General features: G+C 71.6%; 27 protein-coding genes. 20 read left to right on the top strand and 7 right to left on the bottom strand.

Features of this window, described 5'->3' with window-relative positions:
- Positions 1 to 30: 30 nt before the first annotated feature.
- On the top strand, positions 31 to 462 hold the full coding sequence (locus ABD665_RS12860; RefSeq protein WP_344742430.1) for a (deoxy)nucleoside triphosphate pyrophosphohydrolase: 432 nt from the start codon (positions 31 to 33) through the stop codon (positions 460 to 462).
- Between the two features lie 4 nt (positions 463 to 466).
- On the top strand, positions 467 to 1,570 hold the full coding sequence (locus tag ABD665_RS12855; protein WP_204910299.1) for an alpha/beta fold hydrolase: 1,104 nt from the start codon (positions 467 to 469) through the stop codon (positions 1,568 to 1,570).
- Between the two features lie 30 nt (positions 1,571 to 1,600).
- On the opposite strand, the gene ABD665_RS12850 is transcribed toward ABD665_RS12855, so the two are convergent.
- The gene (locus ABD665_RS12850; RefSeq protein ID WP_204910300.1) at positions 1,601 to 2,905 is read right to left on the bottom strand and encodes an alpha-amylase family glycosyl hydrolase; all 1,305 of its coding nucleotides are present in this window, start codon (positions 2,903 to 2,905) and stop codon (positions 1,601 to 1,603) included.
- A gap of 245 nt (positions 2,906 to 3,150) precedes the next feature.
- Between ABD665_RS12850 and ABD665_RS12845 the strand changes: the two genes are divergently transcribed.
- Entirely contained in the window at positions 3,151 to 3,327 is a 177-nt protein-coding gene (locus ABD665_RS12845) for a hypothetical protein (protein WP_204910301.1), read from the top strand.
- Positions 3,328 to 3,351: 24 nt separating this feature from the next.
- Here ABD665_RS12845 and ABD665_RS12840 read toward each other — a convergent pair whose 3' ends face one another.
- Entirely contained in the window at positions 3,352 to 4,353 is a 1,002-nt protein-coding gene (locus tag ABD665_RS12840) for a GH25 family lysozyme (RefSeq protein ID WP_344742429.1), read from the bottom strand.
- A gap of 191 nt (positions 4,354 to 4,544) precedes the next feature.
- Between ABD665_RS12840 and ilvA the strand changes: the two genes are divergently transcribed.
- The 4 genes from ilvA to ABD665_RS12820 all read left to right on the top strand — a co-directional run bounded on the left by ilvA (position 4,545) and on the right by ABD665_RS12820 (position 9,109).
- Positions 4,545 to 5,831, top strand: coding sequence for a threonine ammonia-lyase IlvA (gene ilvA, locus ABD665_RS12835; protein WP_425562160.1), 1,287 nt, complete (start codon positions 4,545 to 4,547; stop codon positions 5,829 to 5,831).
- 125 nt (positions 5,832 to 5,956) lie between these two features.
- Entirely contained in the window at positions 5,957 to 7,270 is a 1,314-nt protein-coding gene (locus tag ABD665_RS12830; protein WP_204910302.1) for an extracellular solute-binding protein, read from the top strand.
- A complete protein-coding gene (locus tag ABD665_RS12825) occupies positions 7,267 to 8,193 on the top strand; it encodes an ABC transporter permease subunit (RefSeq protein WP_204910303.1) in 927 nt (308 codons plus the stop codon). The genes ABD665_RS12830 and ABD665_RS12825 overlap by 4 nt, the downstream gene beginning before the upstream one ends.
- Positions 8,194 to 8,215: 22 nt before the next feature.
- Positions 8,216 to 9,109: an ABC transporter permease subunit gene (locus ABD665_RS12820; RefSeq protein WP_204910304.1), complete on the top strand. Its 894-nt coding sequence runs from the start codon at positions 8,216 to 8,218 to the stop codon at positions 9,107 to 9,109.
- Here ABD665_RS12820 and ABD665_RS12815 read toward each other — a convergent pair whose 3' ends face one another.
- The 3 genes from ABD665_RS12815 to ABD665_RS12805 all read right to left on the bottom strand — a co-directional run bounded on the left by ABD665_RS12815 (position 9,110) and on the right by ABD665_RS12805 (position 11,504).
- On the bottom strand, positions 9,110 to 9,430 hold the full coding sequence (locus ABD665_RS12815) for a hypothetical protein (protein ID WP_204910305.1): 321 nt from the start codon (positions 9,428 to 9,430) through the stop codon (positions 9,110 to 9,112).
- Between the two features lie 132 nt (positions 9,431 to 9,562).
- Positions 9,563 to 10,531: a hypothetical protein gene (locus tag ABD665_RS12810; protein ID WP_204910306.1), complete on the bottom strand. Its 969-nt coding sequence runs from the start codon at positions 10,529 to 10,531 to the stop codon at positions 9,563 to 9,565.
- Positions 10,532 to 10,691: 160 nt separating this feature from the next.
- A complete protein-coding gene (locus tag ABD665_RS12805; RefSeq protein ID WP_204910307.1) occupies positions 10,692 to 11,504 on the bottom strand; it encodes a phosphotransferase in 813 nt (270 codons plus the stop codon).
- Between the two features lie 124 nt (positions 11,505 to 11,628).
- Here ABD665_RS12805 and ABD665_RS12800 point away from each other — a divergent pair, with 124 nt between their 5' ends.
- From ABD665_RS12800 to ABD665_RS12740, 13 genes are all read left to right on the top strand, one after another.
- Positions 11,629 to 12,477 (top strand): nitrilase-related carbon-nitrogen hydrolase, encoded by an 849-nt coding sequence (locus ABD665_RS12800; protein ID WP_204910308.1) that lies wholly within the window; start codon positions 11,629 to 11,631, stop codon positions 12,475 to 12,477.
- A gap of 127 nt (positions 12,478 to 12,604) precedes the next feature.
- Positions 12,605 to 14,041 (top strand): dihydropyrimidinase, encoded by a 1,437-nt coding sequence (gene hydA, locus ABD665_RS12795; protein WP_204910309.1) that lies wholly within the window; start codon positions 12,605 to 12,607, stop codon positions 14,039 to 14,041.
- Positions 14,038 to 15,054: a TIGR03842 family LLM class F420-dependent oxidoreductase gene (locus tag ABD665_RS12790; protein ID WP_204910310.1), complete on the top strand. Its 1,017-nt coding sequence runs from the start codon at positions 14,038 to 14,040 to the stop codon at positions 15,052 to 15,054. Before hydA ends, ABD665_RS12790 begins: the two co-directional genes overlap by 4 nt.
- Complete coding sequence (locus tag ABD665_RS12785; RefSeq protein ID WP_204910311.1) at positions 15,051 to 15,923, top strand: ABC transporter permease subunit; 873 nt, start codon at positions 15,051 to 15,053, stop codon at positions 15,921 to 15,923. Before ABD665_RS12790 ends, ABD665_RS12785 begins: the two co-directional genes overlap by 4 nt.
- Positions 15,924 to 15,955: 32 nt before the next feature.
- Positions 15,956 to 16,753, top strand: coding sequence for an ABC transporter ATP-binding protein (locus ABD665_RS12780; RefSeq protein WP_344742428.1), 798 nt, complete (start codon positions 15,956 to 15,958; stop codon positions 16,751 to 16,753).
- Positions 16,750 to 17,580 (top strand): ABC transporter permease subunit, encoded by an 831-nt coding sequence (locus ABD665_RS12775; protein ID WP_204910313.1) that lies wholly within the window; start codon positions 16,750 to 16,752, stop codon positions 17,578 to 17,580. The genes ABD665_RS12780 and ABD665_RS12775 overlap by 4 nt, the downstream gene beginning before the upstream one ends.
- Before the next feature lie 43 nt (positions 17,581 to 17,623).
- Entirely contained in the window at positions 17,624 to 18,799 is a 1,176-nt protein-coding gene (locus ABD665_RS12770; RefSeq protein ID WP_344742427.1) for an ABC transporter substrate-binding protein, read from the top strand.
- 40 nt (positions 18,800 to 18,839) lie between these two features.
- The gene (locus ABD665_RS12765) at positions 18,840 to 19,595 is read left to right on the top strand and encodes an SDR family NAD(P)-dependent oxidoreductase (RefSeq protein ID WP_204910314.1); all 756 of its coding nucleotides are present in this window, start codon (positions 18,840 to 18,842) and stop codon (positions 19,593 to 19,595) included.
- Positions 19,596 to 19,637: 42 nt separating this feature from the next.
- On the top strand, positions 19,638 to 19,934 hold the full coding sequence (locus ABD665_RS12760) for an antibiotic biosynthesis monooxygenase (RefSeq protein WP_204910315.1): 297 nt from the start codon (positions 19,638 to 19,640) through the stop codon (positions 19,932 to 19,934).
- Between the two features lie 43 nt (positions 19,935 to 19,977).
- Complete coding sequence (locus ABD665_RS12755; RefSeq protein ID WP_204910316.1) at positions 19,978 to 20,202, top strand: ribbon-helix-helix domain-containing protein; 225 nt, start codon at positions 19,978 to 19,980, stop codon at positions 20,200 to 20,202.
- The gene (locus ABD665_RS12750; protein ID WP_204910317.1) at positions 20,199 to 20,546 is read left to right on the top strand and encodes a type II toxin-antitoxin system PemK/MazF family toxin; all 348 of its coding nucleotides are present in this window, start codon (positions 20,199 to 20,201) and stop codon (positions 20,544 to 20,546) included. Before ABD665_RS12755 ends, ABD665_RS12750 begins: the two co-directional genes overlap by 4 nt.
- Before the next feature lie 81 nt (positions 20,547 to 20,627).
- Positions 20,628 to 22,025 carry a cytosine permease gene (locus ABD665_RS12745; RefSeq protein ID WP_204910318.1) on the top strand — a complete coding sequence of 466 codons (1,398 nt, stop codon included), beginning with the start codon at positions 20,628 to 20,630 and terminating at the stop codon, positions 22,023 to 22,025.
- Positions 22,022 to 22,474 (top strand): deaminase, encoded by a 453-nt coding sequence (locus tag ABD665_RS12740; RefSeq protein ID WP_204910319.1) that lies wholly within the window; start codon positions 22,022 to 22,024, stop codon positions 22,472 to 22,474. Before ABD665_RS12745 ends, ABD665_RS12740 begins: the two co-directional genes overlap by 4 nt.
- A gap of 14 nt (positions 22,475 to 22,488) precedes the next feature.
- Here the strand turns inward: ABD665_RS12740 and ABD665_RS12735 are convergent, their stop codons facing one another.
- The gene (locus ABD665_RS12735; protein ID WP_204910320.1) at positions 22,489 to 22,896 is read right to left on the bottom strand and encodes a cupin domain-containing protein; all 408 of its coding nucleotides are present in this window, start codon (positions 22,894 to 22,896) and stop codon (positions 22,489 to 22,491) included.
- Positions 22,897 to 22,985: 89 nt separating this feature from the next.
- On the bottom strand, positions 22,986 to 23,759 hold the full coding sequence (gene budC / locus ABD665_RS12730; protein ID WP_204910321.1) for a meso-2,3-butanediol dehydrogenase: 774 nt from the start codon (positions 23,757 to 23,759) through the stop codon (positions 22,986 to 22,988).
- Positions 23,760 to 23,768: the final 9 nt, after the last annotated feature.

The raw sequence follows: 23,768 nt of genomic DNA, 5'->3' as shown, positions 1-23,768 counted from the left end.
GCGGGCCCGGATCGCTGCCACACTCCAGGGGTGGCCGACCAGCTCGTCGTCGCGGCTGTGCTCGTCGACGACCTCGAACGACCCTCCCGCGCGCTCGCCGCCCGGCGGACCCGCCCCGAGCACCTCGCCGGTCGCTGGGAGCTGCCCGGCGGCAAGGTCGAGCCGGGCGAGGAACCGGTGGACGCGCTGCGCCGCGAGCTCGAGGAGGAGCTCGGGGTCACGGTGGACGTCGGCGAGGAGCTCGTCCCGCCGGCCGGCCCCGGTTCGGTGTGGCCGCTCACGTCCGGCCTGGTGATGCGGGTCTGGTGGTGCACGGCGCGTACGGGCATCCCGGAGGCGGTCGAGGCGCACGACGCCGTGGCCTGGGTGGACGCCGTCTCGATCAACGACCTGGCCTGGCTCGAGCCCGACCTCCCCCTGGTCGACGCGATCGTCGCGCGGTTGACCGCCCCGCCACACTGAACCGATGAAGCGCCCGTCGATCGCGCTCGCCGTCCTCCTGGCCGTGCTCGCCGGGTGCAGCGCGCAGCCGGACGCGCCGGCCGGCCCGGCCGACGAGGTCCCCGGCCCGGTCGCGACGAGCGCCCCGGCGGCGACACCGGGCCCGACCTCCTCCCCCAGCCCGACGGCGGTCCCGAAGAAGCAGCCGGCAGAGAAGAAGCCGGCGCAGAAGAAGAAGCCGCACCCGGTCTCCATGCAGGCGCTGGTCGAGAAGCGCTACGACGGGCGCGACCTGCGGCGGGGCCGGCTGCTGCGCGACCAGGGCAGCTACAAGCGCTACGCGGTCACCTTCCGCGGGGACGGCGAGAAGATCTCCGGGATCATGAACCTGCCCGACGGCAAGGGCCCCTTCCCCGTGGTCGTGCTCAACCACGGCTACATCGACCCCGACACCTACTGGTCCGGGCAGGGCATGCCGCGCGAGCAGGACGTCCTCGCCCGCCGCGGCTTCGCGGTGCTGCACGTCGACTACCGCAACCACGCCGGCTCCAGCGACGACGACGGCGGGGTAGACGGGACCGACTACGCCCTGCGGCTGCCGTACGTCGTCGACACGATCAACGCGGTGAAGGCGGTCAAGGCCTCGGGCTGGGACGTCCTCGACACCGACCACGTCGGCTGGTTCGGCCGGTCGATGGGCGGCGGCGTCACGCTCCGGGCCCTCGCCGTGGCCCCCGGGCTGGTCGACGCGGCCGCCGTCTGGGCCTCCGTGAGCTCCGACGAGGCGGACAACTGGGAGCGCTGGTACGCCGACAACCCCGAGCGCCGGGGCACGAACCGCAGGATCGCCAAGACCTACGGGCTGCCGGACGACGCGCCCGCCTTCTGGCGAGCGGCGTCGGCGCGGTCGTCCTTCGACCGGATCACCGAACCCGTGCTGGTCCAGCACGGCGCCGCCGACCGGACCTGCCCGGTCCGCTGGGCGAGGAAGACGGTCGACGCCCTCGAGGACGCCGACGTCGACGTCCGCTCGGACGTCTACCCCGGTGCCGACCACACCTTCGAGGGGCGGACCTTCGACCGGGCGATGGACCGGACCGCCGACTTCTTCGAGGACCAGCTGCGCTGACGCAGCCCGCGGACGGGCCGGTCCCGGCGCTCAGCCCTCGAGGACGGCCCAGCCGTGCGGGGCCACCGCGTCGCCCTGGACCGCGGGCTCCGCGGCGAGCACGGACGCACCGCCGGGGACGCCGTACGGCTGGTCGCCGAGGTTGAGCGCCAGGGTCAGCGCCCCCTCCCCCTGCCGGGCCCGGGCGTGCACGAGCAGGTGCTCGTTCGCGACCTGCTCGGTGGAGGTCACGGCGTCGACGAGCCACGGGTGCCGGCGACGCAGCGCGAGCACGCGGCGGTAGACCTCCTCGACCTCGGGGTGCGGGTCGTCGAACTGGCCGCGCTCCGCCGGCAGCGAGGGCCGGACCGCGTCGTCGCCGTCCGGGCGGTCCTCCTTGACGGCCTCGAGCCCGAACTCGTCGCCGTAGTAGACGCAGGGCACCCCGGGCAGGAAGCCGAGCAGCGCGACCGCGTGCGACCAGTGCCGCTCGTCGTGGATCTGGCTCGCGACGCGGGTGGTGTCGTGGTTGCCGACGAAGGTCATCGGGACGAAGTGCTCGACGAACTCCGCGTGCCGCCCGAGCGTCCACTCGAGCTCGTGCAGGTTGACCGTGTCGAGCGACGACCAGACGGCCTTCCAGAGCTCGTACTCGGTGACCGAGTCGATGCCGGACTGCTCGACGTAGCCCACGTAGTCGCCGTGGATCATCTCGCCGACGAACCAGGCGTCGGGGAACCGCTCGCGCACGGCCGGGAGCACCGCGGCCCAGAAGGTCGGCGGGACCGCGTACGCCGCGTCGAGCCGCCAGCCGTCGACGCCGCGGCCCAGCCAGTGCAGCAGCACGTCGCGGACGAGGTCCTGGACGAGCGGGGAGCCGTGGTTCAGGGTGACGAGGGTGTCGTGTCCCTCGAAGTACTCGGCGGTGACCATGCCGTCGTTGTCGTAGAGCTTCGCGACCCACTCGGCCTCGGGCGTGCCGGGTCCGGCCGCCAGCGCGGCGGCGACGGGCGGGAAGTCACGTCCCGCGTGGTTGAACACGCCGTCGAGCAGCACCCGTACGCCGCGGTCGTGGCAGGCCGTCAGCAGGGCGTCGAAGTCGGCGTCGTCGCCCAGGCGGGGGTCGATCCGGAAGTAGTCGACGGTGTCGTAGCCGTGGCTGGCGGAGGCGAAGACCGGGGCCAGCAGCAGCCCGTTGCAGCCGAGCGAGACGAGATGGTCGAGCCAGCCCTCGAGGCGCCCGAGCCGGTGCTCCACACGGTCGTCGCCGAGGTCCGCCAGCTCCCGCTCGGCCCCCACGAACCCGAGGGGGTAGACGTGCCACCAGAAGACGTGGTCGACCCAGCGGCCGGTCACAGCGTTGCCCTGTCCATGCCTCCACCCTGGCAGACGGTCCCGCCAGGACAGGCCCTGCAGCCCCCGAGCTTACGGACGCCGGCGCCAACCCCCCAGCCGATCGCCGACGTCCTCGTGCGAGATTAACGACTAACGCGCCTGCGTGCAGCCGTGACGAGCCCCACGTCGCCGACCAGATCCACGGATCTGCCTACGCTGTAAACCGACGCCGCGGCCGACGCCGTCCGAGAGCGAGGAGAGCACCCATGACTTCTGCCCACCAGGAGCCCGACGTTCCTGCCGACGAGACCACCGAGGCGCAGGTCGCCGTCGACCCGGGGTCGACGATCGGCAACCTGACCGTCGAGGACGACCCCGAGGGCACCGTCGACCCCTCCGAGCTCGCGGGCACGGCCAGCGACGACGACGAGGACGTCAGCTAGCCGGGTCCGCCCCTCCTGGCCGCCCTACTTCTCGGTGGCCAGGACCTTGAGCCGCTTGAGCTTGCTCGGGAAGACGTCCTGGTCGATGGGGTTGGACGTGTACTGCCAGAAGGTGGCGGTCTTCCACCCCTTCGGCAGGGTCCCCGGGGTCTTGCTCCCGTAACGGGCGACCCAGAGCGGGTTCGTCTTGCCGAACTTGCTTGAGTTGCCCGTGCACTGCTTCCACCAGTCGGTGGTCGTGTAGATGACGGCGTCCTTGCCCGTCAGCTTCTTGTACTCCTTGGTGAAGGACGAGACCCAGGCGACCATCTTCTTCTTGCTCACGCCGTAGCAGGTCGAGCCGTACGGGTTGTACTCGATGTCGAGCACGCCGGGCAGGGTCTTGCCGTCCGCGCTCCACCCGCCGCCGTTCTTCACGAAGTAGCGCGCCTGCTTGTAGCCGGCCTTCCCCGCCGGGTTCGCGAAGTGGTAGGCGCCGCGGATCATGCCCGCCTTCTTCGCACCGCCGTACTGGTTCTTGAAGTACGGGTTCTTGTACGAGCTGCCCTCGGTCGCCTTGATGTAGGCGAAGTCCTTGTCCTTCTTGGTCCAGGTCGACCACTTGAGCTTGCCCTGGTAGCTCGACACGTCCACGCCGAGCACGCCCTCGGGCGTGAAGGAGCTGGTGCTCGAGCGGGACGCCGCGCCGTAGCGCAGCAGCCCGCCGCCCTGCTGACGCAGCTGCGTCCGCTCGGTGCCGCGTTCGCGCCAGCCCATCGTGGCGTTGCCGGCCTCGAGCCCGGCCGCGCGGGCGTCGGCGGTCAGGTGCTGACCGCCCGCCGCGACCTTCTTCTCGGGCGCCGCGGCGGCGGTGCCACCCGTGCCCGCGGCGGGGCCGCCGGGCGACGCCGTGGCGGGCAGGGTCGTGGGCACGGCCAGCGCGAGCGCCGTGACGCCGAGCGCCAGCGCGGGGAGCGTGCGACCCAGGCGGGAGCGGCGGGCGGTCCCGGGGTCGGTCCGGACGGTGCGGGTGGTTCGGGGAAGCATCGGTGGTCCTCGGGTGTCGCGGGCGTCGGCTCGTGCGGCGTCCGCAGGTCCAGCCCCCTCGTCCTGCCCTGCAGACGCAGGCACCTTAAGCACGCGCCCGGGCACGCCGGAAGGCTTCCGGGGAGACTTCACTCCTGAAACCCTCGTCCCTCCCGTGACGGTTGAGGGTTGAGGTGCGGGATGATCGGTCGGTGACGGCGGAGGCGCGGCAGAGGTCGGTCGGGATGGGCGCGGCGCTCGTCGAGGAGGCGGCGGAGCGGCTGGCCGGGGTCGTCGACCGCACGCCGCTGCAGCGCAACGCCCGGCTCTCGTCCGACGGCGCCGAGGTCTGGTTCAAGCGCGAGGACCTCCAGGTCGTGCGCTCGTACAAGGTGCGGGGCGCCTACAACGTGCTGGCCCAGCTCGACGGGGTGGCCCGGGCGCGCGGTGTCGTGTGCGCCAGCGCCGGCAACCACGGGCAGGGGCTCGCGTACGCGTGCGCGGCCCTCGGCATCCAGGGCCGGGTCTTCCTGCCCCGCAACACCCCGCGCCAGAAGCGCGAGCGGATCACCGCGATCGGCGGCGACCACGTGCAGGTCGTGGTCACGGGCGCCACGTACGACGAGGCGGCCGTCGCCGCCGCGGAGGACGCGATCCGCACCGGGGCGACCGTGGTGCCCGCCTTCGACGACCTGCGCACCATCGCCGGGCAGGGCACCGTCGCCCTCGAGGTCGTGGAGCAGCTCGTCGAGCAGGTCGGCTCCCCGCCGGACGTGCTGGTCGTGCCGGTCGGTGGCGGTGGGCTGATGGCCGGCTGCACGGCCTGGTTGGGCGAGCGCTACCCGCAGGTCCGGGTCGTGGGCGTCGAGCCCCTGGGCGCGGCCTGCGTGGCCGCCGCCCTGGCGGCCGGGCACCCGGTGGACCTCGTCGACCTGGACACCTTCGTCGACGGTGCCTCCGTCCGGCGGGCCGGTGCGCTGACGACGCCGATCATCGCCGCGTCCGGCGCCGCCCTCGTGCAGGTGCCGGAGGGCCGGGTCTGCGTCGAGCTGCTGTCGATGTACGCCTCGGACGGCATCGTGGCCGAGCCGGCCGGCGCCCTGGCCTCCGCGGCCCTGTCCGGCCTGGTCCGGGTCGAGCCCGGCCAGCGGGTCGTCTGCGTCCTCTCCGGCGGCAACAACGACGTGAGCCGCTACGCCGAGATCGCCGAGCGCGCCGCGGTCTTCGAGGGGCGCAAGCACTACTTCCTGGTCGAGTTCCCGCAGCAGCCGGGTGCGCTGCGGCACTTCCTCGACGAGGTGCTCGGCCCCGACGACGACATCACGCTGTTCGAGTACGTGAAGCGCAGCAACCGCGAGACCGGCCCGGCGCTCGTCGGCATCGAGCTGGCCCGCCGCGAGGACCTGCCCCCGCTGCTCGCCCGGATGGCCGCCGCACCACCGCAGATCGAGCGCATCGGCAGCGACAGCGCGATGTTCCGTTTCCTGCTCTCGGGATAAATGCCCTGGTCAGGGCCATGTTGGACCTCCTGGTTCGTCGTCGGCCCGTGCATCCGGACCCGGCCGCGGCCCGGAAGCGATGGGTGCTGCAACAATCGCAGCCACTCGAGGGGAAGGAACGACCCATGACGCTCAACCGACGTCAGCTGCTCGCCGGAGGGCTGGGCCTGGGAGCGGCAGCGGGCCTCAGCGCGTGCTCCGGGCTCACGAGCAAGGCGGGCAGCAGCGCCCCCTCGGGCGGCACCAGCGCCGGGGGCAAGGTCGAGCTGACCTTCGTGAACTGGTCCGGCGACGCCGAGAAGGCCGCCTTCGACAAGGTCATCGCGTCGTTCGAGCAGGCCAACCCCGACATCACGATCAAGACGGACACGGTCCCGTACGCGAGCGTGCAGACCAACCTGGACACCCGCTTCCAGGCCGGCAACCCGCCGGACCTCTTCCGGGTCTCCTACATCGACATGGGCCAGTACACGAGCCAGGACGTGCTGCTCGACCTCTCGGCCAGCCTCGACGCGAACGCGTTCGAGCCGGGCCTCTTCTCCGCGGTCGTCGCGGACGGCAAGCCGTACGGCGCGCCGCACCAGATCGACACCACGGCGATCATCTACCGCAAGGACGCCTTCGAGGCCGCCGGGCTCACCGCCCCCACCACGCTGGAGGAGGCCTGGACCTGGGAGCAGTTCACCGACGCGGCGACCAAGCTGTCCAAGGTCACCAAGAGCGGCCAGTCGGCCTTCATCTACGACTGGCAGAGCGCGGGCGCGTACCGCTGGCTCACGTGGCTCTTCGAGGCCGGCGGCGCCCTGCTGACCCCGGACCTCAAGGGCCCGGCGATCGACTCCGACGCGGGGCGCAAGACGGTCGACTTCACGTCCGGGTTCTTCAAGAACGGCTGGGTCGCCAAGAACACCTCGGTCAAGAGCACGACGTACCCCGATAGCGCCTTCATCTCGGGCACCGTCGCCATGGCGTTCGCCGGCAGCTTCCTGGTGCCGGGGATCGACGACGGGGTGAAGAAGAAGTTCGAGTACGCCGCGATGCCGCAGCCGCGCGACGTCGCCGCCTCCACCGACCTCGGCGGCAACGCCGTCGTGGCGCCGAAGAACGGCAAGAACACCGAGGCCGCGGCCAAGTTCCTGCAGTACCTGGTGTCCGAGGACGCGATGCGGACCTACTGCCAGGCCACCAACGAGCTGCCGACGCTCAAGAGCCTCACCGCGTCCGACCTCGACTTCGCGATCCGGCCCGACCTGATGGCCCCGTTCGTGCAGCAGGCCAAGACGCTGACGCCGGAGCAGGTCGCCCAGGTCACCGTGCCGCAGTTCGCCGACCTCAACCTCGCGCTCCAGAGCGAGCTGGAGAAGGCGTTCCTCGGCGGTCGGTCCGCCGCCGACACGACCGCCGCGCTCGCCGAAGCGGTGCAGAAGGCGGTGAAGTGAGCCAGGCGGCCGCGCTGGCCGCCGGGACCCGTCGCCGTCGGCGGGGACGCTCGCTCTGGGAGCCGTCAGCCCTGCTGTTCGTGGGGCCGTCGGTGCTGCTCGCCGTCGCGTTCCTGATCGTGCCGATGCTCGGCTCGTTCTTCTACAGCACCCAGGAGGTCTCCCCCCTGAGCGGGGAGACCAGCCCGGTGGGCCTCGAGAACTACCGCACGATGCTGGGCGACGACACGTTCGTCCGGGCGCTGCTCAACACGGCGCTGTTCACGGTGATCACCGTGCCGCTGAGCATGGGCCTGGGGCTCGCGCTGGCCGTGCTGATGAACTCGGTGCTGCCGTGGCGCAAGGTGTGGCGCACCGTGGTCTACCTGCCGCTGGTGATCTCCGGCGTCTCGGTCGGGCTGATCGGCACGTTCCTCTACAACGAGGTCATCGGCGTCGTGAACAAGCTGCTGGTCGCGCTCGGCGCGAACGGCGGCGTCCCGTGGCAGTCGAACGGCTTCTGGGCCTTCACCTCGGTGGTGCTGGTGACCCTGTGGATCCGCGTCGGGTTCAGCATGATCATCTACCTGGCCGCGCTGCAGGCCGTGCCCGCGGACCTGTACGAGGCCTCCGCCCTGGACGGCGCGAACGGCTGGCAGCGGTTCCGGAACATCACCGTCCCGCTCGTCGGGCCGGCCACGTTCTTCTTGATCATCATGAACGTGATCTACAGCTTCCAGGTCTTCGACACGATCTTCGTGCTCACCAACGGCGGGCCCGGCAACAGCACCGAGGTGCTCGGCACCTGGGCGTACAAGGTGGCGTTCGGGCCGACCCGCGACCAGGGCTACGGGGCGGCGATCGGCGTCGTGATCTTCGTGCTGACGCTGATCTTCACCGTCGTCCAGTGGCGCACGAACCGCACCCGCGACGAGGTCGCATGACGCCCGGAAGAGGGTTCCGCTGATGGCCGTCACCGCGTCCCGGGGGGCCGTCCGCACGACCGCCACCCCGGCCCGTACGACCGGGCCCATGACCCGCCGCACCCGCTCCAAGGCGGCGCTGACGGCCCGGGTCGTCGTCTCCGTGGTCGTCTCGGTGGTGATGGCGTTCCCGCTCTGGGTCATGATCGTCACCGCCCTGTCGGGCCAGTCGGTGTTCTCCACCCAGCTCGACCTGCTGCCGACCGACATCACGCTCGACAACTTCGCCCGCGTCTTCTCGGCGTGGCCGGTGGGCCAGTGGTTCTCCAACTCGGTGACCGTCACGGCGCTCACGACGATCATCTCCGTCGTGGTGAGCGTCATGGCCGGGTACGGCTTCGCCAAGCTGCGCTTCCCGGCGAAGACGCCGCTGTTCCTGCTGCTGCTCTCCACGATGATGATCCCGACCCAGGCGATCCTCGTGCCGCAGTTCCGGCTCGTGAACGCGCTCGGCCTGGTCGGCACCTTCTGGGCGGTGATCATCCCGGGGGCGGCGGCGACGTTCGGCATCTTCCTGGCCCGCCAGTTCATGCTCGCCATCCCGACCGAGCTCATCGAGGCGGCCAAGATCGACGGCGCCGGCCCGGTCCGGATCTTCTGGAGCATCGTGCTGCCGCTGTCGAAGCCGCTGCTCGCGGTGCTGACCCTGCTCAGCCTGATGTACCAGTGGAACGACTTCCTCTGGCCGCTCATCGTGCTGCGCGACCCGAGCCTCTACACGCTGCCGATCGGCCTGCAGTTCCTGCAGGGGCAGTACCAGACCGACTACGGCGCCCTGATGGCCATGACGCTGATCACCGTCGGGCCCCTCGTGGTGCTGTTCCTGGTCTTCCAGCGCTGGTTCGTCCAGGGCTTCGCGACCTCCGGCATCCGCTGATCAGGCCCGGTAGCGCGCCCCGCTGAGCCCGCGCTGCTGCCCGACCGTCATCCAGTGCAGCAGGACGTCGAGCTCGAGGCGGGGCACGCTCCCGACGAGCAGCCCGGCGGCCAGGAGGTCGGCCGGCAGGCCGGGGTTCACGGACCAGGCGCCCACACCGAGGCCCGCGCCCTGGACCAGCAGGTCCTCACGGTCCCCCGCCACCCCCCGGATCGTGGCGATCGCCTCGGCCATCGACCCCTGCTCCGCCGCCAGCCGCCGAGCCGTCCCGACCACGGAACCGAAGAAGAGACGTTCGGGGTCAGGACCGTGGCGCGACATGTCCTTATTAGAACACCTGTTCGATCGCCACCCAAGAGCCAACCCCTCCCCCAGGGTTGATTCCCCCTCCACGTGCGCGAGTGGCGCCAACGGACGCACGACACGCCGCGCGGGCGCGTCGGTTGGCGCCACTCACGCAGGCATGCCGCGCCACCAGGAGGGCTCAGCGAGGGTCCAGTGCGGAGGTCGGCGGTTGCGGAGGGCGTCGGCGTGCGCTGCGCGGAGGCGTCGCGCGAGCTCGTCGCGGTGCGCAGTCAGGTCGAGGCTGTCGGCGCGCGCGACGACGAGACCGCCCCGCTCGAAGCCCTCTTCACGGACGTTGTCCGCGCGGTGCTGCTTCCGCTCCCGGTGGCCCGCACCGTCGAACTCGATCGCCAACCCGGCCTCGACGTCGAGCAGGTCGGGTGCACCGAGGAAGTTCCCGTCGAGGTCGAAGACGGGCACGTTGACGAGGGGTTCGGGCAGGCCCAGCCCGAGCACGAAGAGCCGGAGCCGGGTCTCCCACGGGCTCCGTACGCCGCTCCGGCACAGGGCAGCGGCCGCCCGCGCCTGCCGGGCTCCACGCCCGCCGGAGCAGGCACCGAGCTCGGCCAGAAGGACCCGCTCCCGGACGAGGCCCGCCTGCACCAGCACGTCCAGTGCCACCACCGCCTCGACCAGGTCGGGGGCCTCGCGGGCGAGGTCATCGGCGGTGCGTAGGACCGTTGTGACCTGAAGGCCGTGCTGGCGCGTGACGTCCTGCGGGTCCAGGGCCGCCCGCACGGCCCGGGATCCCGGCACGTGCCGATGACTGGTGCCGGGAGCGAGCACCAGCCGTACGGGTTGCCGCACGCCCGTGAAGGGGTCCCGGCCGTCCAGCGCGTCCGCGCCCAGCACGTACGCGGCCGCCCAGCCGCTCACGCACCCCTCGGTCACGATCGTCGCGGCCTGCACCACGCGCTGGGCGACCGTGTCGGGGACCCCGCGGGGCACGTGCCACCCGTGGCTGACCTGCCGCCACCGGTCGCTGCCGAGGGTGCGCGGCGACAGCCCCGCCGCCAGCAGCTCACCCCGGGACCGCGGCGGCACAACCCTTCCCAGCTCCCGCACGAACGCACCCATGCGCCGACCGTCGCACCTCCCGCGACCCCGGGACCGGCTATCCACAGCCCCAGTTGCGCGAGTGGCACCACTCGCGACGCGACACGCCGTGCAGGCGTAGCGGTTGGCGCCACTCGCGCAACGGGAGAGGGGGAACTCGAGGGAGGGGCGGGGGCGCGGGTCAGGCGTCCACGGGGACGGTGGCGCCGGCGCGGCTGAACTTGTGGCGGTGGCGTTCGGTCCAGTCGACCGCCCGGCGCTCGCGCTCGAGCTCGCCGGCGGCGATGAGCTGGATCTGCCGGGGGCGGCCGAGGGCGGCGAGGTCGATCATCATCTGAACTCCCGCCCGCTGGGCGGCGACCACGGCGTCGACGAGGTCCTCGTCGAGGCGGACGCCGTACGCCTCCGCGAACACGGCCATGCGGTGCCGACGGCGGGGCTTGCGGGCCATCCCCAGCACCCCGTGCCAGTAGCTGCGGTCGCGCAGCGGCGCGAGGTAGTGCAGCGCGTAGCCGATGTCGGTCAGGCGGGTGCCGACGGAGGCGTACTCCCAGTCGATGAGGCCGACGAGCTGCTGCCCCACGGGGTGGTGGAGGTCCCACACGAGGTTCCAGGGGCCGGGGTCGCCGTGGCAGACGAGCTCGCCCGGGCGGCTGCCGGTCCCCCGCCGGCCGTCGAACCAGACCGGCTCGGTCTCGGGCTGCCAGCCCTCGACCGTGTCGTGGTAGCGACGCAACAGCTGCGCGACCTCGGCGACCGCCGCGTCGGTCTGCACGAGGGTGCACGCCTCGTCGCCGGACAGGCCCTCGATGTAGGTGACGTCGTCGTGGTCGCCGCTGACCCCGCGCGGTCGCGGCGCCTCGGCGAACCCGGCCTCCGCCAGGTAGGCCAGCAGCGCCTGGACCGACTCCGACCACGGGTGACGCGGGTGGCGGACCTGGTCGCCGTGACGGACGACGGGCCGGTCCGGACGCGACTGCAGGACCTCGTCCACGCACCGGAGCGTACGGCTGCCCCTGCTGTCACCTGCGCGTCATCCGTTGACACGAGACCGGAACTCCGGTCTTGTTCAATCCTCACCCCGAGAGGGGCACCCACCGGCGGGACGGAGAGATGCAGTGACCATCGTTCGGGCAGCGATCACGCAGACGACGTGGACGGGCGACAAGGACTCGATGCTGGACCTCCACGAGCGCTTCGCCCGCGAGGCGGCGGCGGACGGCGCCCAGATCATCTGCTTCCAGGAGCTCTTCTACGGGCCCTACTTCGGCATCACCGAGGACGTGAAGTACTACGACTACGCCGAGCCGGCCGACGGTCCGATCGTGCAGCGCTTCGCGGCCCTGGCCCGCGAGCTCGGGATCGTGATGATCCTCCCGATCTACGAGGAGGAGATCCCGGGCGTCTACTACAACACCGCCGTGGTGGTCGACGCCGACGGGACGATCCTCGGCAAGTACCGCAAGCACCACATCCCGAACCTCGAGAAGTTCTGGGAGAAGTTCTACTTCCGCCCCGGCAACCTCGGCTACCCCGTCTTCCAGACCAAGGTCGGGCCGGTCGGGGTCTACATCTGCTACGACCGGCACTTCCCCGAGGGCTGGCGCGAGCTCGGGCTCAACGGCGCCCAGATCGTCTTCAACCCGAACGCCACCAAGCCCGGCCTCTCGAACCGGCTGTGGGAGATCGAGCAGCCGGCCGCGGCGGCCGCGAACGGCTACTTCGTCGCCGCCCCGAACCGCGTGGGCCGCGAGGACAACGAGTACGGGGACGAGGCCGTGACGTTCTACGGCTCCAGCCAGTTCGTCGACCCGCAGGGCAACCTCGTCGGACCGATGGGCTCGAAGGAGTCCGAGGAGGTCGTGATCCGCGACCTGGACCTCGACATGATCCGCGAGGTCCGCAACGCCTGGCAGTTCTACCGCGACCGCCGGCCCGAGTCGTACACGAGCACGGTGAAGCCGTGAGCGCCCTGAGCCGGAGAACGCTCCCTGAGCCTGTCGAACGGCCTCGAAGAGGTCAGCGTTCTCGACGACGTGCCCGGGGAGTTGAGCCAACCCGTTCCGGGCCCTTCGACAAGCTCAGGGGGCGTTGATGACGACCACGCTCATCACCGGCGGAACCGTCGTCAACGCGACCGGGACGGCCGCCGCCGACGTGCTCGTGGACGGGGAGACGATCGCCGCCGTCCTGGCGCCGGGCTCGCAGCTGCTCGGGCAGGACCTGACCGCCTCCGTCGACCGGGTCGTCGACGCCACGGGCAAGTACGTCATCCCCGGCGGCATCGACGCGCACACGCACATGCAGATGCCGTTCGGCGGCACCGAGGCGTCGGACACGTTCGAGACCGGCACACGGGCCGCGGCCTGGGGCGGGACGACGAGCATCATCGACTTCGCGATCCAGCGCTACGGCGAGCGGGTCGAGGAGGGCCTCGCGGCCTGGCACGAGAAGGCGGCCGGCGAGTGCGCCGTCGACTACGGCTTCCACCAGATCATCGGCGGCGTCGACGAGCACTCACTCAAGGCGATGGACACCCTGGTCGACGAGGGCATCACGAGCTTCAAGCTCTTCATGGCCTACCCGGGCGTCTTCTTCTCCGACGACGCGCAGATCCTCCGGGCGATGCAGAAGTCCCGCGAGACCGGCCTGCTGACGATGATGCACGCCGAGAACGGGCCCGCCATCGACGTCCTTGCCGAGCAGCTCTACAACCAGGGCAAGACCACGCCGTACTTCCACGGCATCGCCCGCGCCTGGCAGCTCGAGGAGGAGGCCACGCACCGCGCGATCATGCTGGCCGACCTCACGGGGGCCCCGCTCTACGTCGTCCACGTCAGCGCCAAGCAGGCCGTCGAGCAGCTCGCCGCCGCCCGCGACCGCGGCCAGAACGTCTTCGGCGAGACCTGCCCGCAGTACCTCTACCTCTCGCTCGAGGACCAGCTCGGCGCGTCGAGCGAGGAGTGGGGCGACTTCGAGGGCGCCAAGTGGGTCTGCTCGACGCCCCTGCGCTCGCGGGCCGAGGGCCACCAGGACGCGATGTGGCGCGCGCTGCGGACCAACGACCTGCAGACCGTCTCGACCGACCACTGCCCCTTCTGCATGAAGGGCCAGAAGGACCTGGGTCAGGGCGACTTCCGCGCCATCCCGAACGGCATCGGCTCGATCGAGCACCGCGTCGACCTCCTCTACCAGGGCGTCGTGACCGGTGAGATCACCCTGTCGCGCTGGGTCGAGCTGATCTCGACCACGCCCGCCCGCATGTTCGGCCTGTACGGCCGCAAGGGCGTCGTCCAGCCGGGCGCCGACGCCGACCTCGTGGTCTACGACCCGCAGGGCCACACCTCGATCGGGCTCGGCAAGAGCCACCACATGAACATGGACTACTCCGCCTGGGAGGGCTACGAGGTGGACGGTCACGTCGACTGGGTGATGTCACGCGGCAACGTGCTGGTCGACGAGACCGGCTACGTCGGCAGCAAGACCCACGGCAGGTTCCTGAAGCGCGACCTGACGCAGTACCTCGTATGAAGTTCGGGGTCGTCCTCCAGACCAACCCGCCGGCCTGGCGGACGGTGCAGCTGGCGGAGCTGGCGGAGGTGCACGGGTTCGAGTACGTGTGGACCTTCGACAGCCACCTGCTGTGGCAGGAGCCGTACGTCATCTACAGCCAGATCCTGGCGCGCACCAAGCGCGTGATCGTCGGGCCGATGGTGACGAACCCGGCCACGCGGGACTGGACCGTCACGGCGTCGCTGTTCGCGACGCTGAACGAGATGTTCGGCAACCGGACCGTCTGCGGCATGGGTCGCGGCGACTCGGCCGTGCGCGTGACGAACGGCAAGCCGACGACGGTCCGCGAGATGCGCGAGGCGACGCACGTCATCCGCGAGCTCGCGAGCTGCCGCCCGGTGGACTACCACGGCACCACGCTGCAGCTCCCGTGGGCGACCACGTCGGAGCTCGAGGTGTGGATCGCGGCGTACGGGCCGCTCGCGCTCAAGGCCGCGGGCGAGGTCGGCGACGGCTTCATCCTGCAGCTGGCCGACGTCGACATCGCGACCTGGATGATCGAGGCCGTCCGGACGGCCGCGAGCAACGCCGGCCGGGACCCCGACAAGCTGACGTTCTGCGTCGCCGCGCCCGCGTACGTGGGGACCGACCTGGCGCACATGCGCGACCAGAGCCGGTGGTTCGGCGGGATGGTCGGCAACCACGTCGCCGACATCGTGGCGAAGTACGGCGCCGACAGCTCGGTCCCGCAGGCCCTCACCGACTACATCAAGGACCGGGAGGGCTACGACTACAACGAGCACGGCCGGGCCGGGAACACGCACACGGCGTTCGTGCCCGACGAGATCGTCGACCGCTTCTGCATCCTCGGCACCGTCGAGGAGCACATCGCCAAGCTCGAGGCGCTGAAGGCGATCGGCGTCGACCAGTTCTCGGTCTACCTGCAGCACGACAACAAGGAGGAGACCCTCCGCGCGTACGGCGAGACGATCATCCCCGCGCTCCGCGACACCGTGGCCGCGCGCTCGTGAGGCTGGCGCGCGTCCGCGGGTGGGCCCTGGGCCTGCTCGGGCTGGTGGTGCTCGCCGTCGTGTGGGAGGTCTACAAGGCCCTCGGACCGGCGGCCGGCGTGGAGCTCGGCGGCCGCGTCGTCCTCCCTCGCACCAGCGACCGCGCGATGCCGCACCTCTGGGACATCGCCGGGCGGCTCGCCGAACCCGCCCTCGGACGTTCCGGGGACCCGCTGTGGCAGGTCGTGGGGCACGCGTGCCTCTTCTCGCTCAAGATCGCCGCGATCGGGTGGGTCGTCGGCGTCGTCGTGGGGCTGGCGCTGGCCCTGCTGATGCAGCGCTTCCGGCTGGCCGAGTCGGCCGTCCTGCCCTGGGTCGTGCTGAGCCAGACGGTCCCGCTGATCGCCATCGCCCCGCTCGTCCGGCGCTGGGGCTCGCAGCTGCAGATCGGCAGCTTCGCCTGGGACAGCCAGGACTCCGTGGCCGTCATCGCGGCCTACCTGGCGTTCTTCCCCGTCGCCGTCGGCATGCTCCGCGGGCTGAAGGCGCCGGACGCGACCCACCTCGACCTGATGCGGACGTACGGGTCGGGCTGGCGGACGACCCTGCTGCGCCTGCGGCTGCCCGCGAGCGTGCCCTACCTGCTCCCGGCCCTGCGACTCGCCGCCGCGGCTGCGGTCATCGGGACGGTCGTCGCCGAGGTCTCGATCGGCCTGCGCGGCGGCATCGGGCGGCTCGTCATCGAGTACGCCCAGGCCGCGGGCGGCGACCCCGCCAAGCCCTGGGCCCCGATCGTCGGCGCGATCCTCGTCGGCCTCGTCGCGGCCGGCTTCGTGTCGCTGCTGGGCGTGTTCCTCAAGCCGTACCGACGCTCGGAGGTGGCGGCGTGACCCTTCGACAAGCTCAGGGAACGGAGGGGGACGTGACCGCCGTCCACGTGGAGGGCCTCGACCGGGTCTTCACCAGCAGGCAGGGCAGCGTGACCGCGCTGCAGGGCGTCGACCTCGACGTCGCGCCGGGCGAGTTCGTGTCCCTGATCGGGCCGAGCGGCTGCGGCAAGAGCACGCTGCTGCGGCTGGTGGCGGACCTCGACCAGGCCACCTCGGGGACGCTCGAGGTGTTCGGCAAGAGCGCGCGGCAGGCCCGGCTCGACCAGGACTACGGCATCGCGTTCCAGCAGGCCGGGCTGCTGCCCTGGCGGACCGTGGCGAAGAACATCGAGCTGCCGCTCGCGCTGCACAAGGTCGGGAAGGCCGAGCGCCAGGCGCGGGTCGAGGAGCTGGTCGAGCTGATCGGGCTGACCGAGTTCGCCGGCTCCTACCCCGACCAGCTCTCCGGCGGCATGCAGCAGCGGGTGGCGATCGCCCGCGCACTGGCCGAACGGCCGCGGCTGCTGCTGATGGACGAGCCGTTCGGCGCGCTGGACGAGATGACCCGGGAGCGCATGCAGAACGAGCTCGCCCGCATCTGCGCCGAGACCGGCGCCGCCGTCGTCTTCGTCACGCACTCGATCCCTGAAGCCGTCTTCCTGTCCGACCGCGTCGTGGTGATGTCGCCCCGGCCGGGCCGGATCGTCGACGTGGTCCCGGTCCGGCTGCCTGGTACGGCCCGCGACGACGCGCTGCGTGAGGACGCATCCTTCTTCGCCGCCGTGGCCGCCGTCCGCGAGGCCCTCCACGGGACGCCGGCGACCACCGCGCGCGGGGTGGAGAACCGGTGACCACCGTGCCGACGCACGTCGCGACCGGGGCGGCGACCGTCCCCGCCCGCGTCCTCGCCCCCGGCCGGTCAGTCCGGACCGTGGTGGCACCCGTCGTCTTCGGCGTCGTCTTCGTGGGGCTGTGGCAGGCGCTGGTCACGGGCCTGGGGATCGACCCGTACGTGGTGCCCGCCCCGTCCGCGATCCTCGCCGAGCTCGTCGACAACCTCGGGTCGGTCGCCTCGGGCGCGGCGCACACCGGGCTCAACGCCCTGCTCGGCCTGGTCATCGGCACCGTCGTGGCGATCGTCGCCGCCGTGCTCGCCAGCGTCCTGCGGGTCCTCGACCTGCTGGCCGCTCCGGTCGTCGCGGCGCTCTCGGTGATGCCGATCGTCGCCCTCGCGCCGGTGCTCTACACGCTCTACGGCGCGAGCGTCGAGACCGCGCGGGTGCTCGTCGCCGCGCTCGCGGTGCTCATCCCCGTCTACGTGAACACCCTGCGCGGACTGCGCCAGACCCGACCCGTGCACCGGGACCTGATGCGCGCGTACGCGGCGTCGTCGGCCCAGCAGCAGTGGGTGCTGACCCTGCCGACGGCCGCGCCGTACCTGTTCACGGGGCTGCGGATCGCGTCGTCGCTCGCCGTCATCTCCGCGCTCGTCGCCGAGTACTTCGGCGGCCCGATCGGCGGCCTCGGCAAGTCGATCACCTCGGCGGCCTCGTCGAGCAACTACCCGCTCGCCTGGGCGTACGTGCTCGGCAGCATCGTGCTCGGCCTCGTCTTCTACGGCGTCGCGCTGCTCGCCGAGGTGGTGGCGACCCGCCACCAGCCCGGCGCGCGGACCTAGACCCCCGACCGCACCACCCACCACTCGAGAGATGGAGGAGCCCATGGGCTCACCGAAGATCAGCCGCCGGATCATGCTCGGCCGGACCGGTCTCGCGGCCGCCGCCGTCGGGCTCACGCTCGCCGGGTGCGGTGGCGGCGGTTCCGCCAGCCCCGAGGCCAGCGGCGACGCCGGGTCGTCGGCCCCGCTGACGCCGGTCAAGCTGCAGCTGCAGTGGGTCGCGCAGGCCCAGTTCGCGGGCTACTACGCGGCGCTCGACCAGGGCTACTACAAGGACGAGGGGCTGGACGTCTCGATCCTCGAGGGCGGGCCGGACATCGTCCCGCAGGACGTGCTGTCGGCCGGCGACGTCGACTACGCCATCTCCTGGGTGCCCAAGGTGCTCGGCTCGATCGAGAAGGGCGCCAAGATCACCGACGTCGCCCAGATCTTCGAGCGCAGCGGGACGACGCAGATCTCGTTCAAGGACAAGAACATCACCACGCCGGGCGACCTGGCCGGCAAGAACGTCGGCAGCTGGGGCTACGGCAACGAGTGGGAGCTCTTCGCCGGCATGCAGAAGGCCGGGGTGGACGTCGGCGCGATCAAGCTCGTGCAGCAGGCGTTCGACATGAACGGCTTCCTGGCCGGCGACATCGACGCGGCCCAGGCGATGACCTACAACGAGTACGCGCAGGTGCTGGAGTCGGAGAACCCGGCCACCGGGCAGCTCTTCACCCCCGACGACCTGAACGTGATCAGCTGGAACGACGTCGGCACGAACATGCTGCAGGACGCGATCTGGGCCAACTCGGACAAGCTGAGCAGCGACACCGCCTACCAGGACCAGACGACCAAGTTCATCAAGGCGTCGATCAAGGGCTGGGTCTACGCCCGCGACAACGCGGAGCAGGCCGCGGACATCGTCACGAAGGCCGGTTCGCAGCTCGGCGTGAGCCACCAGAAGTGGCAGACCAACGAGGTCAACAAGCTGATCTGGCCGTCCACCAGCGGCGGCATCGGCATGATCTCCGACGTCGCCTGGACGCGGACCGTCGGGATCGCCAAGGGCACCAAGAACGAGACGGGCGCGACGATCATCAGCGCGGACCCGCCCGAGACGGCCAAGAGCACGACGTACGTGGAGAAGGCGCTCGCGGAGCTCAAGTCCGAGGGTGTCGACGTCGAGGGCAAGAACTTCGCGCCCCTCACGGTGACGCTCGAGAAGGGCGGCGCCTAGGGCGCGACGGTGGCTGTGCCCCGGCGGCTACGTTCGGGGCATGGCCACCATCTGCATCACCGGCGCGTCCGACGGTATCGGGCTCGCCACCACCGAGCAGCTGCTCGCCGCCGGGCACCGCGTGCTGGTGCACGCCCGCAGCGAGGAGCGCGGCCGGCCGGTCGTCGACCGGCTCACCGGCGACGTCGGGCTGGTCACCGGCGACCTCGCGTCGCTCGCCGAGGTGGAGGACCTGGCGCGCCAGATCATCGCCCAGGGTCCGCTCGACGTGCTCGTCAACAACGCGGGCGTGTGGGTCCGCGGCGACGTCCCGCCGACCAGCGTCGACGGCTTCGAGACCACCTTCGCCGTGAACGTCCTCGCCCCCCACCTGCTCACCACCCGCCTGGCCGACCACCTCACCGGCCGCCTGGTCTGGCTCGGCTCGGGCATGGCGGGGAGCGGCCACCCCGACGCCGACGACCCCGGCGCGAAGACCGACCCGAGCCGCGCCTACTCCGACAGCAAGGCGAGCGACGTCCTGCTCGCGGGCGCCTGGGGCCGCCGGCTGAAGGGCGTGGGTTCCGTGGCGGTCGACCCGGGCTGGGTGAAGACCAAGCTCGCCTCCAGCGGGGCGCCCGGGACCGTGGACAGCTCGGCCGACTCGCTGACCTACCTCTGCACGGAGGCCGACCTCGGCCAGGGTCTCTACTGGCGGGGCCGCCGGACGATCACCGTGCCGAAGCACCTGCGCGACGAGGCCTACGCCGACGCCCTCGCCGCGACCTGCGACCGGTTGGTCGGGGCCGACCGCTAGCCCGTCCTCGACGTGCGGGCGGCGCAGGAGCACGATGGGCCGATGATCGTCGTCGCGGGACACCTCGAGCTCGAGCCGGCCGACCGGGACGCGTTCGTCGCGGACTCGGCCAGCTCCGTCACGCTGGCCCGGAGCACCGCCGGCTGCCTCGACTTCTCCGTGTCCGCCGACCCCCTCGACCCCACCCGGGTCAACGTCCTGGAGCGGTGGGAGTCGGACGCGGACCTGCTCGCGTTCCGCGGCACCGGACCGGCCGACGGGATCGTCGACCGCGTCCTCGAGTTCCACCTCGACGAGTACGAGGTCGTCGAGGCACGGCTGCCCTCGCACCTCGACTGACGGAGGGGTGGCACCGCTTCACGCTCCGGGTAGCATCACGGGTGTGAAGATCAGCGTCAGCCTCCCGGTGGTGGACGTCGAGATCCTGGACGCCTACGCCCACGCCCACGGGGTCGCCTCGCGCTCCGCCGCCCTGCAGCGCGCCATCGGTCTCCTCCGCGAGGCCGAGCTGGCGGACGCCTACGAGCAGGCGTGGGACGAGTGGGACGCCGGCGGCGAGGCCGAGCTGTGGGAGCCCGCGACCGCTGACGGTCTGCCGTCTCGGTGAGGCGCGGAGAGATCCGGGTTGCCGACCTCGAGCCGGTACGCGGGTCGGAGGCGGACAAGCGTCGCCCCGTCGTCGTCGTCAGCAACGACGCCGCCAACCGACGGGCCGAGAGCCTCGGACGGGGGGTCGTGACGGTCGTGCCGCTGACCTCGAACGTCAGCCGGGTGCTGCCGTTCCAGGTGCTCGTCGAGGCCGGGTCCTCGGGCTTGTCCCGGGAGTCGAAGATCCAGGCCGAGCAGGTCCGGTCGGTCGCCGTCGAACGCCTGGGTGCCCGGGTCGGACGGCTGCCACCCGACACGATGGAGGAGCTCGACCGGGCGCTCCGCCTCCACCTGGCGCTGTGAACCTGAAGCAGAGCCCGGCTTAACAATCCGTAACCGGCGCTCGGTGGCTCGTTGGCGACCGCAGGCAGCAGAATGCGGAGCATGGCGACGGTCACCGATCCCGACATCACGCAGGCCCAGCTCGCGTACGGCACGAAGGTCGTGGCCGTCGAACCGGGCGGCGTCGAGGCCATCCCCGAGGGCGAGCGGCACGGCCGGCCGATCCAGCTGCTGTGGACGTGGGCGTCGCCGAACTTCGAGTTCGCGACCATCGCCGTCGGGATCCTCAGCGTCCTCGCCTTCGGGCTGACGTTCTGGCAGGCCGTCGCCGCCATCGTGCTCGGCACGCTGCTGGGCTCGGTCTCGCTCGGGGCGCTCTCCACCTGGGGGCCCCGCGACGGGCTCGCCCAGATGGTGCTGAGCCGGACCGCGTTCGGCTACCGCGGCAACATCCTCCCGGCCGGGCTTAACGCCCTGACCGCCGGCATCGGGTGGTTCGCGGTGAACAGCATCAGCGGCGCGCTCGCCCTGTCGGCGCTGACCACGCTGCCCGCGTTCCTCTGCCTGGTGATCGTCGTCGCCGCCCAGCTCGTGGTGGCCTTCTTCGGCCACAACCTGGTGCACGCCTTCGAGCGCTACGCCTTCCCCGTGCTGGCGCTGATCTTCGTCGTCGCGGCCGTCATCGTGCTCTCCCAGGCGAACCCGTCCGCGCCGGCCATGGACGGTCCGCCGCCGGTCGGTGGCTTCCTGATCACCGCGGGCGCCGCGTTCGGCTACGCCGCCGGCTGGAACCCGTACTCCTCCGACTACACGCGCTACCTCCCGAAGACCACGCGCCGCCTCCCGGTGGCCCTGTTCGCCGGGCTCGGCTGCTTCGTCTCCTGCTGCCTGCTGGAGATCGCCGGCGCGGCCGTCGTGACCGCCGGACAGACCGAGGTCAACCCGTCGTCGTTCACCGCGCTGCTGCCGACGGTCATCGGCAAGGCCACGCTGCTCGCCGTCTGCCTCGGCGCGGTCGCCGCGAACGTCCTCAACGTCTACTCCGGCGCGATGTCGTTCATGGCCCTCGGCTTCAAGGTGCCGCTCGCCCGGGCCCGCGCGATCGTCGCCGTGGTGTTCGGGCTGCTCGGCCTGCTCGTCGCCAGCTTCGGGCTGCGCAACGCCGGCCAGAGCTACGAGGCCTTCCTGCTGATCATCGCCTACTGGGTGTCCCCGTGGCTCGGCGTCGTCTTCACCGACCGCTGGCTGCGGCGCGGCCAGGACGTCGGCGCGATCGCGCAGAGCACGACCCACGTCAGCGCGGCCGGGCCCATCGCCATGGCCGTCGGCCTGGTGGTCTCCATCCCGCTGTTCGCCAACCAGACGCTCTACACCGGTCTGGTACCCAAGGCGAACGGCAGCTTCGGCGACCTGACCGCGGTCGTCGGGTTCGTCGTCGCCGCCGTCGTGTACGCGGTCCTGCACCGCACGCTCGGCCGCAAGCAGGGGGTGGCCGCATGAGCCGCCCCGCCGACACCGAGCTCCTGGCCGTCGCCCTCGAGGAGGCGCGGGCCGGGCTCGCCGAGGGCGGCATCCCCATCGGCGCCGCGCTGTTCGCCGCCGACGGCACGCTGCTCGGCCGCGGGCACAACCGCCGCGTCCAGGACGACGACCCGTCCGTGCACGGCGAGACCGACGCGTTCCGCCGGGCCGGGCGGCAGCGCTCCTACCGCGGCACCACCATGGTCACCACGCTCTCGCCCTGCTGGTTCTGCAGCGGCCTCGTGCGCCAGTTCGGCATCACCCGGCTGGTCGTGGGCGAGGCGCGGACGTTCGACGGCGGGCACGACTGGCTCGCCGAGAACGGCGTCGAGGTCGTCGTCCTCGACGACGACACCTGCGTCGCGATGATGACCGACTTCATCGCCGCGAACCCCACCCTCTGGAACGAGGACATCGGCGTCGACTGAGAGCGCCGCCGCCCTCAGACGGTCGCGGTCGCGGGGTAGGGGTGCTCGGCCTCCGACTCGTACACGATGCCGAACGGCTTGTTCGTGATGAACACGAAGGTGCAGTCGTTCGCCTCGGTCGCTCCGTGCTCCATCCAGCCGCCCTCGGGGAACCAGACGAAGCTGCCCGGGCCGTGCTCGCCCTGGTGGCTCCGCAGGACGCCGTCGATCACCCACATGCCGTGCGCGTGCGGATGCGTGTGCCAGACGTTGGTGAACCCGGCGGCGTAGCGCATGAGGAACGCCTGCATTCCCGTGTCGGGGTCGTCGAGCAGCACCTTGACCGGGATCTGCGCACCCGTCTGCGGGACGGTGAAGACGTCCCACGGAAGCCGGCTGGTGTCGACCGAGAGCACGTCGACGAGGTTGGTGGGTGCGGGCATCAGGCTCCTCGAGGCAGGGTTTCCTCGATCATCGGGCCGCCCTGTTTCGCGCCGGTTCCAGCCCGGTCACGTTGAGCCCCTGTCCTGGGTCAGTGCATCTGGCCCGTGGACGCGGTCGTGCCGCCGTCGACGGGGAGCAGGGCGCCGGTGATGTACGCGGCGTCCGGGCTGGCGAGGAACAGCACCGCGCGGGCGACGTCCTCGGGCTGGCCCGGGCGGCCGAGCGTCACGCGGTTGGCGAGCGCCTCCTCGAACCCCGGGGCCTCCGTCGCGCCCTTCGTGATCCGGGTGACCGTGAAGGCCGGGGCGACCATGTTCACGCGGACGCCGTCGGGGCCGAGGTCGAGGGCCAGCGACTGCAGCATCGTGACGCCCGCGCCCTTCGTCGCGTTGTACGCGAACTGGCCCCAGTCGCCACGGATCCCGGACACCGAGGAGATCGCGACGACGTTGCCGCCGGAGGCCTTGAGGTGCGGGACGGTCGCCTGCAGCACGTAGAAGAGCCCGTCGACGTTGACGCTCTGCATGAGCCGCCACTGCTCGTCGGTGAGGTCGGCGAGGTCGGCGGTCTCGAACACGGCCGCGTTGGGCACGACGACGTCGAGCTTGCCGAACTTCTCGACGGTCGCCGCGACCGCCGCCTCGACGTCGGAGCGCGAGGACACGTCAGCCTGGAGGGCGAGCGTCCTGTCCGCGTCGAAGCCGGACAGCGCGTCGGTCACCGTCTCGACGTGGCGCCCGAGCCCGACGACCCGCGCGCCCTGCTCGGCGAACGCCTGCGCCACGGCCCGGCCGATGCCGTCCCCGGCTCCGGTGACGAGGACGACGGTGTCGTCGTAGGGGTACTTCACGGTGCTGATCACCGCTCCAAA

This window comes from Microlunatus spumicola (assembly GCF_039536445.1).
Taxonomy (GTDB): domain Bacteria; phylum Actinomycetota; class Actinomycetes; order Propionibacteriales; family Propionibacteriaceae; genus Microlunatus; species Microlunatus spumicola.
The sequence above is the reverse complement of the archived record's forward strand: the minus strand, read 5'-3'. Positions and strand labels throughout refer to the sequence as shown.

What these genes read in the sequence shown, in the direction of transcription:
- ABD665_RS12855 (WP_204910299.1), top strand. Translation starts at nt 467, where the DNA reads ATGAAGCGCCCGTCGATCGCGCTCGCCGTCCTCCTGGCCGTGCTCGCC.
- ABD665_RS12845 (WP_204910301.1), top strand. Translation starts at nt 3,151, where the DNA reads ATGACTTCTGCCCACCAGGAGCCCGACGTTCCTGCCGACGAGACCACC.
- ABD665_RS12840 (WP_344742429.1), bottom strand. Translation starts at nt 4,353, where the DNA reads ATGCTTCCCCGAACCACCCGCACCGTCCGGACCGACCCCGGGACCGCC.
- ABD665_RS12830 (WP_204910302.1), top strand. Translation starts at nt 5,957, where the DNA reads ATGACGCTCAACCGACGTCAGCTGCTCGCCGGAGGGCTGGGCCTGGGA.
- ABD665_RS12820 (WP_204910304.1), top strand. Translation starts at nt 8,216, where the DNA reads ATGGCCGTCACCGCGTCCCGGGGGGCCGTCCGCACGACCGCCACCCCG.
- ABD665_RS12815 (WP_204910305.1), bottom strand. Translation starts at nt 9,430, where the DNA reads ATGTCGCGCCACGGTCCTGACCCCGAACGTCTCTTCTTCGGTTCCGTG.
- ABD665_RS12810 (WP_204910306.1), bottom strand. Translation starts at nt 10,531, where the DNA reads ATGGGTGCGTTCGTGCGGGAGCTGGGAAGGGTTGTGCCGCCGCGGTCC.
- hydA (WP_204910309.1), top strand. Translation starts at nt 12,605, where the DNA reads ATGACGACCACGCTCATCACCGGCGGAACCGTCGTCAACGCGACCGGG.
- ABD665_RS12790 (WP_204910310.1), top strand. Translation starts at nt 14,038, where the DNA reads ATGAAGTTCGGGGTCGTCCTCCAGACCAACCCGCCGGCCTGGCGGACG.
- ABD665_RS12770 (WP_344742427.1), top strand. Translation starts at nt 17,624, where the DNA reads ATGGGCTCACCGAAGATCAGCCGCCGGATCATGCTCGGCCGGACCGGT.
- ABD665_RS12765 (WP_204910314.1), top strand. Translation starts at nt 18,840, where the DNA reads ATGGCCACCATCTGCATCACCGGCGCGTCCGACGGTATCGGGCTCGCC.
- ABD665_RS12760 (WP_204910315.1), top strand. Translation starts at nt 19,638, where the DNA reads ATGATCGTCGTCGCGGGACACCTCGAGCTCGAGCCGGCCGACCGGGAC.
- ABD665_RS12745 (WP_204910318.1), top strand. Translation starts at nt 20,628, where the DNA reads ATGGCGACGGTCACCGATCCCGACATCACGCAGGCCCAGCTCGCGTAC.
- ABD665_RS12740 (WP_204910319.1), top strand. Translation starts at nt 22,022, where the DNA reads ATGAGCCGCCCCGCCGACACCGAGCTCCTGGCCGTCGCCCTCGAGGAG.
- ABD665_RS12735 (WP_204910320.1), bottom strand. Translation starts at nt 22,896, where the DNA reads ATGCCCGCACCCACCAACCTCGTCGACGTGCTCTCGGTCGACACCAGC.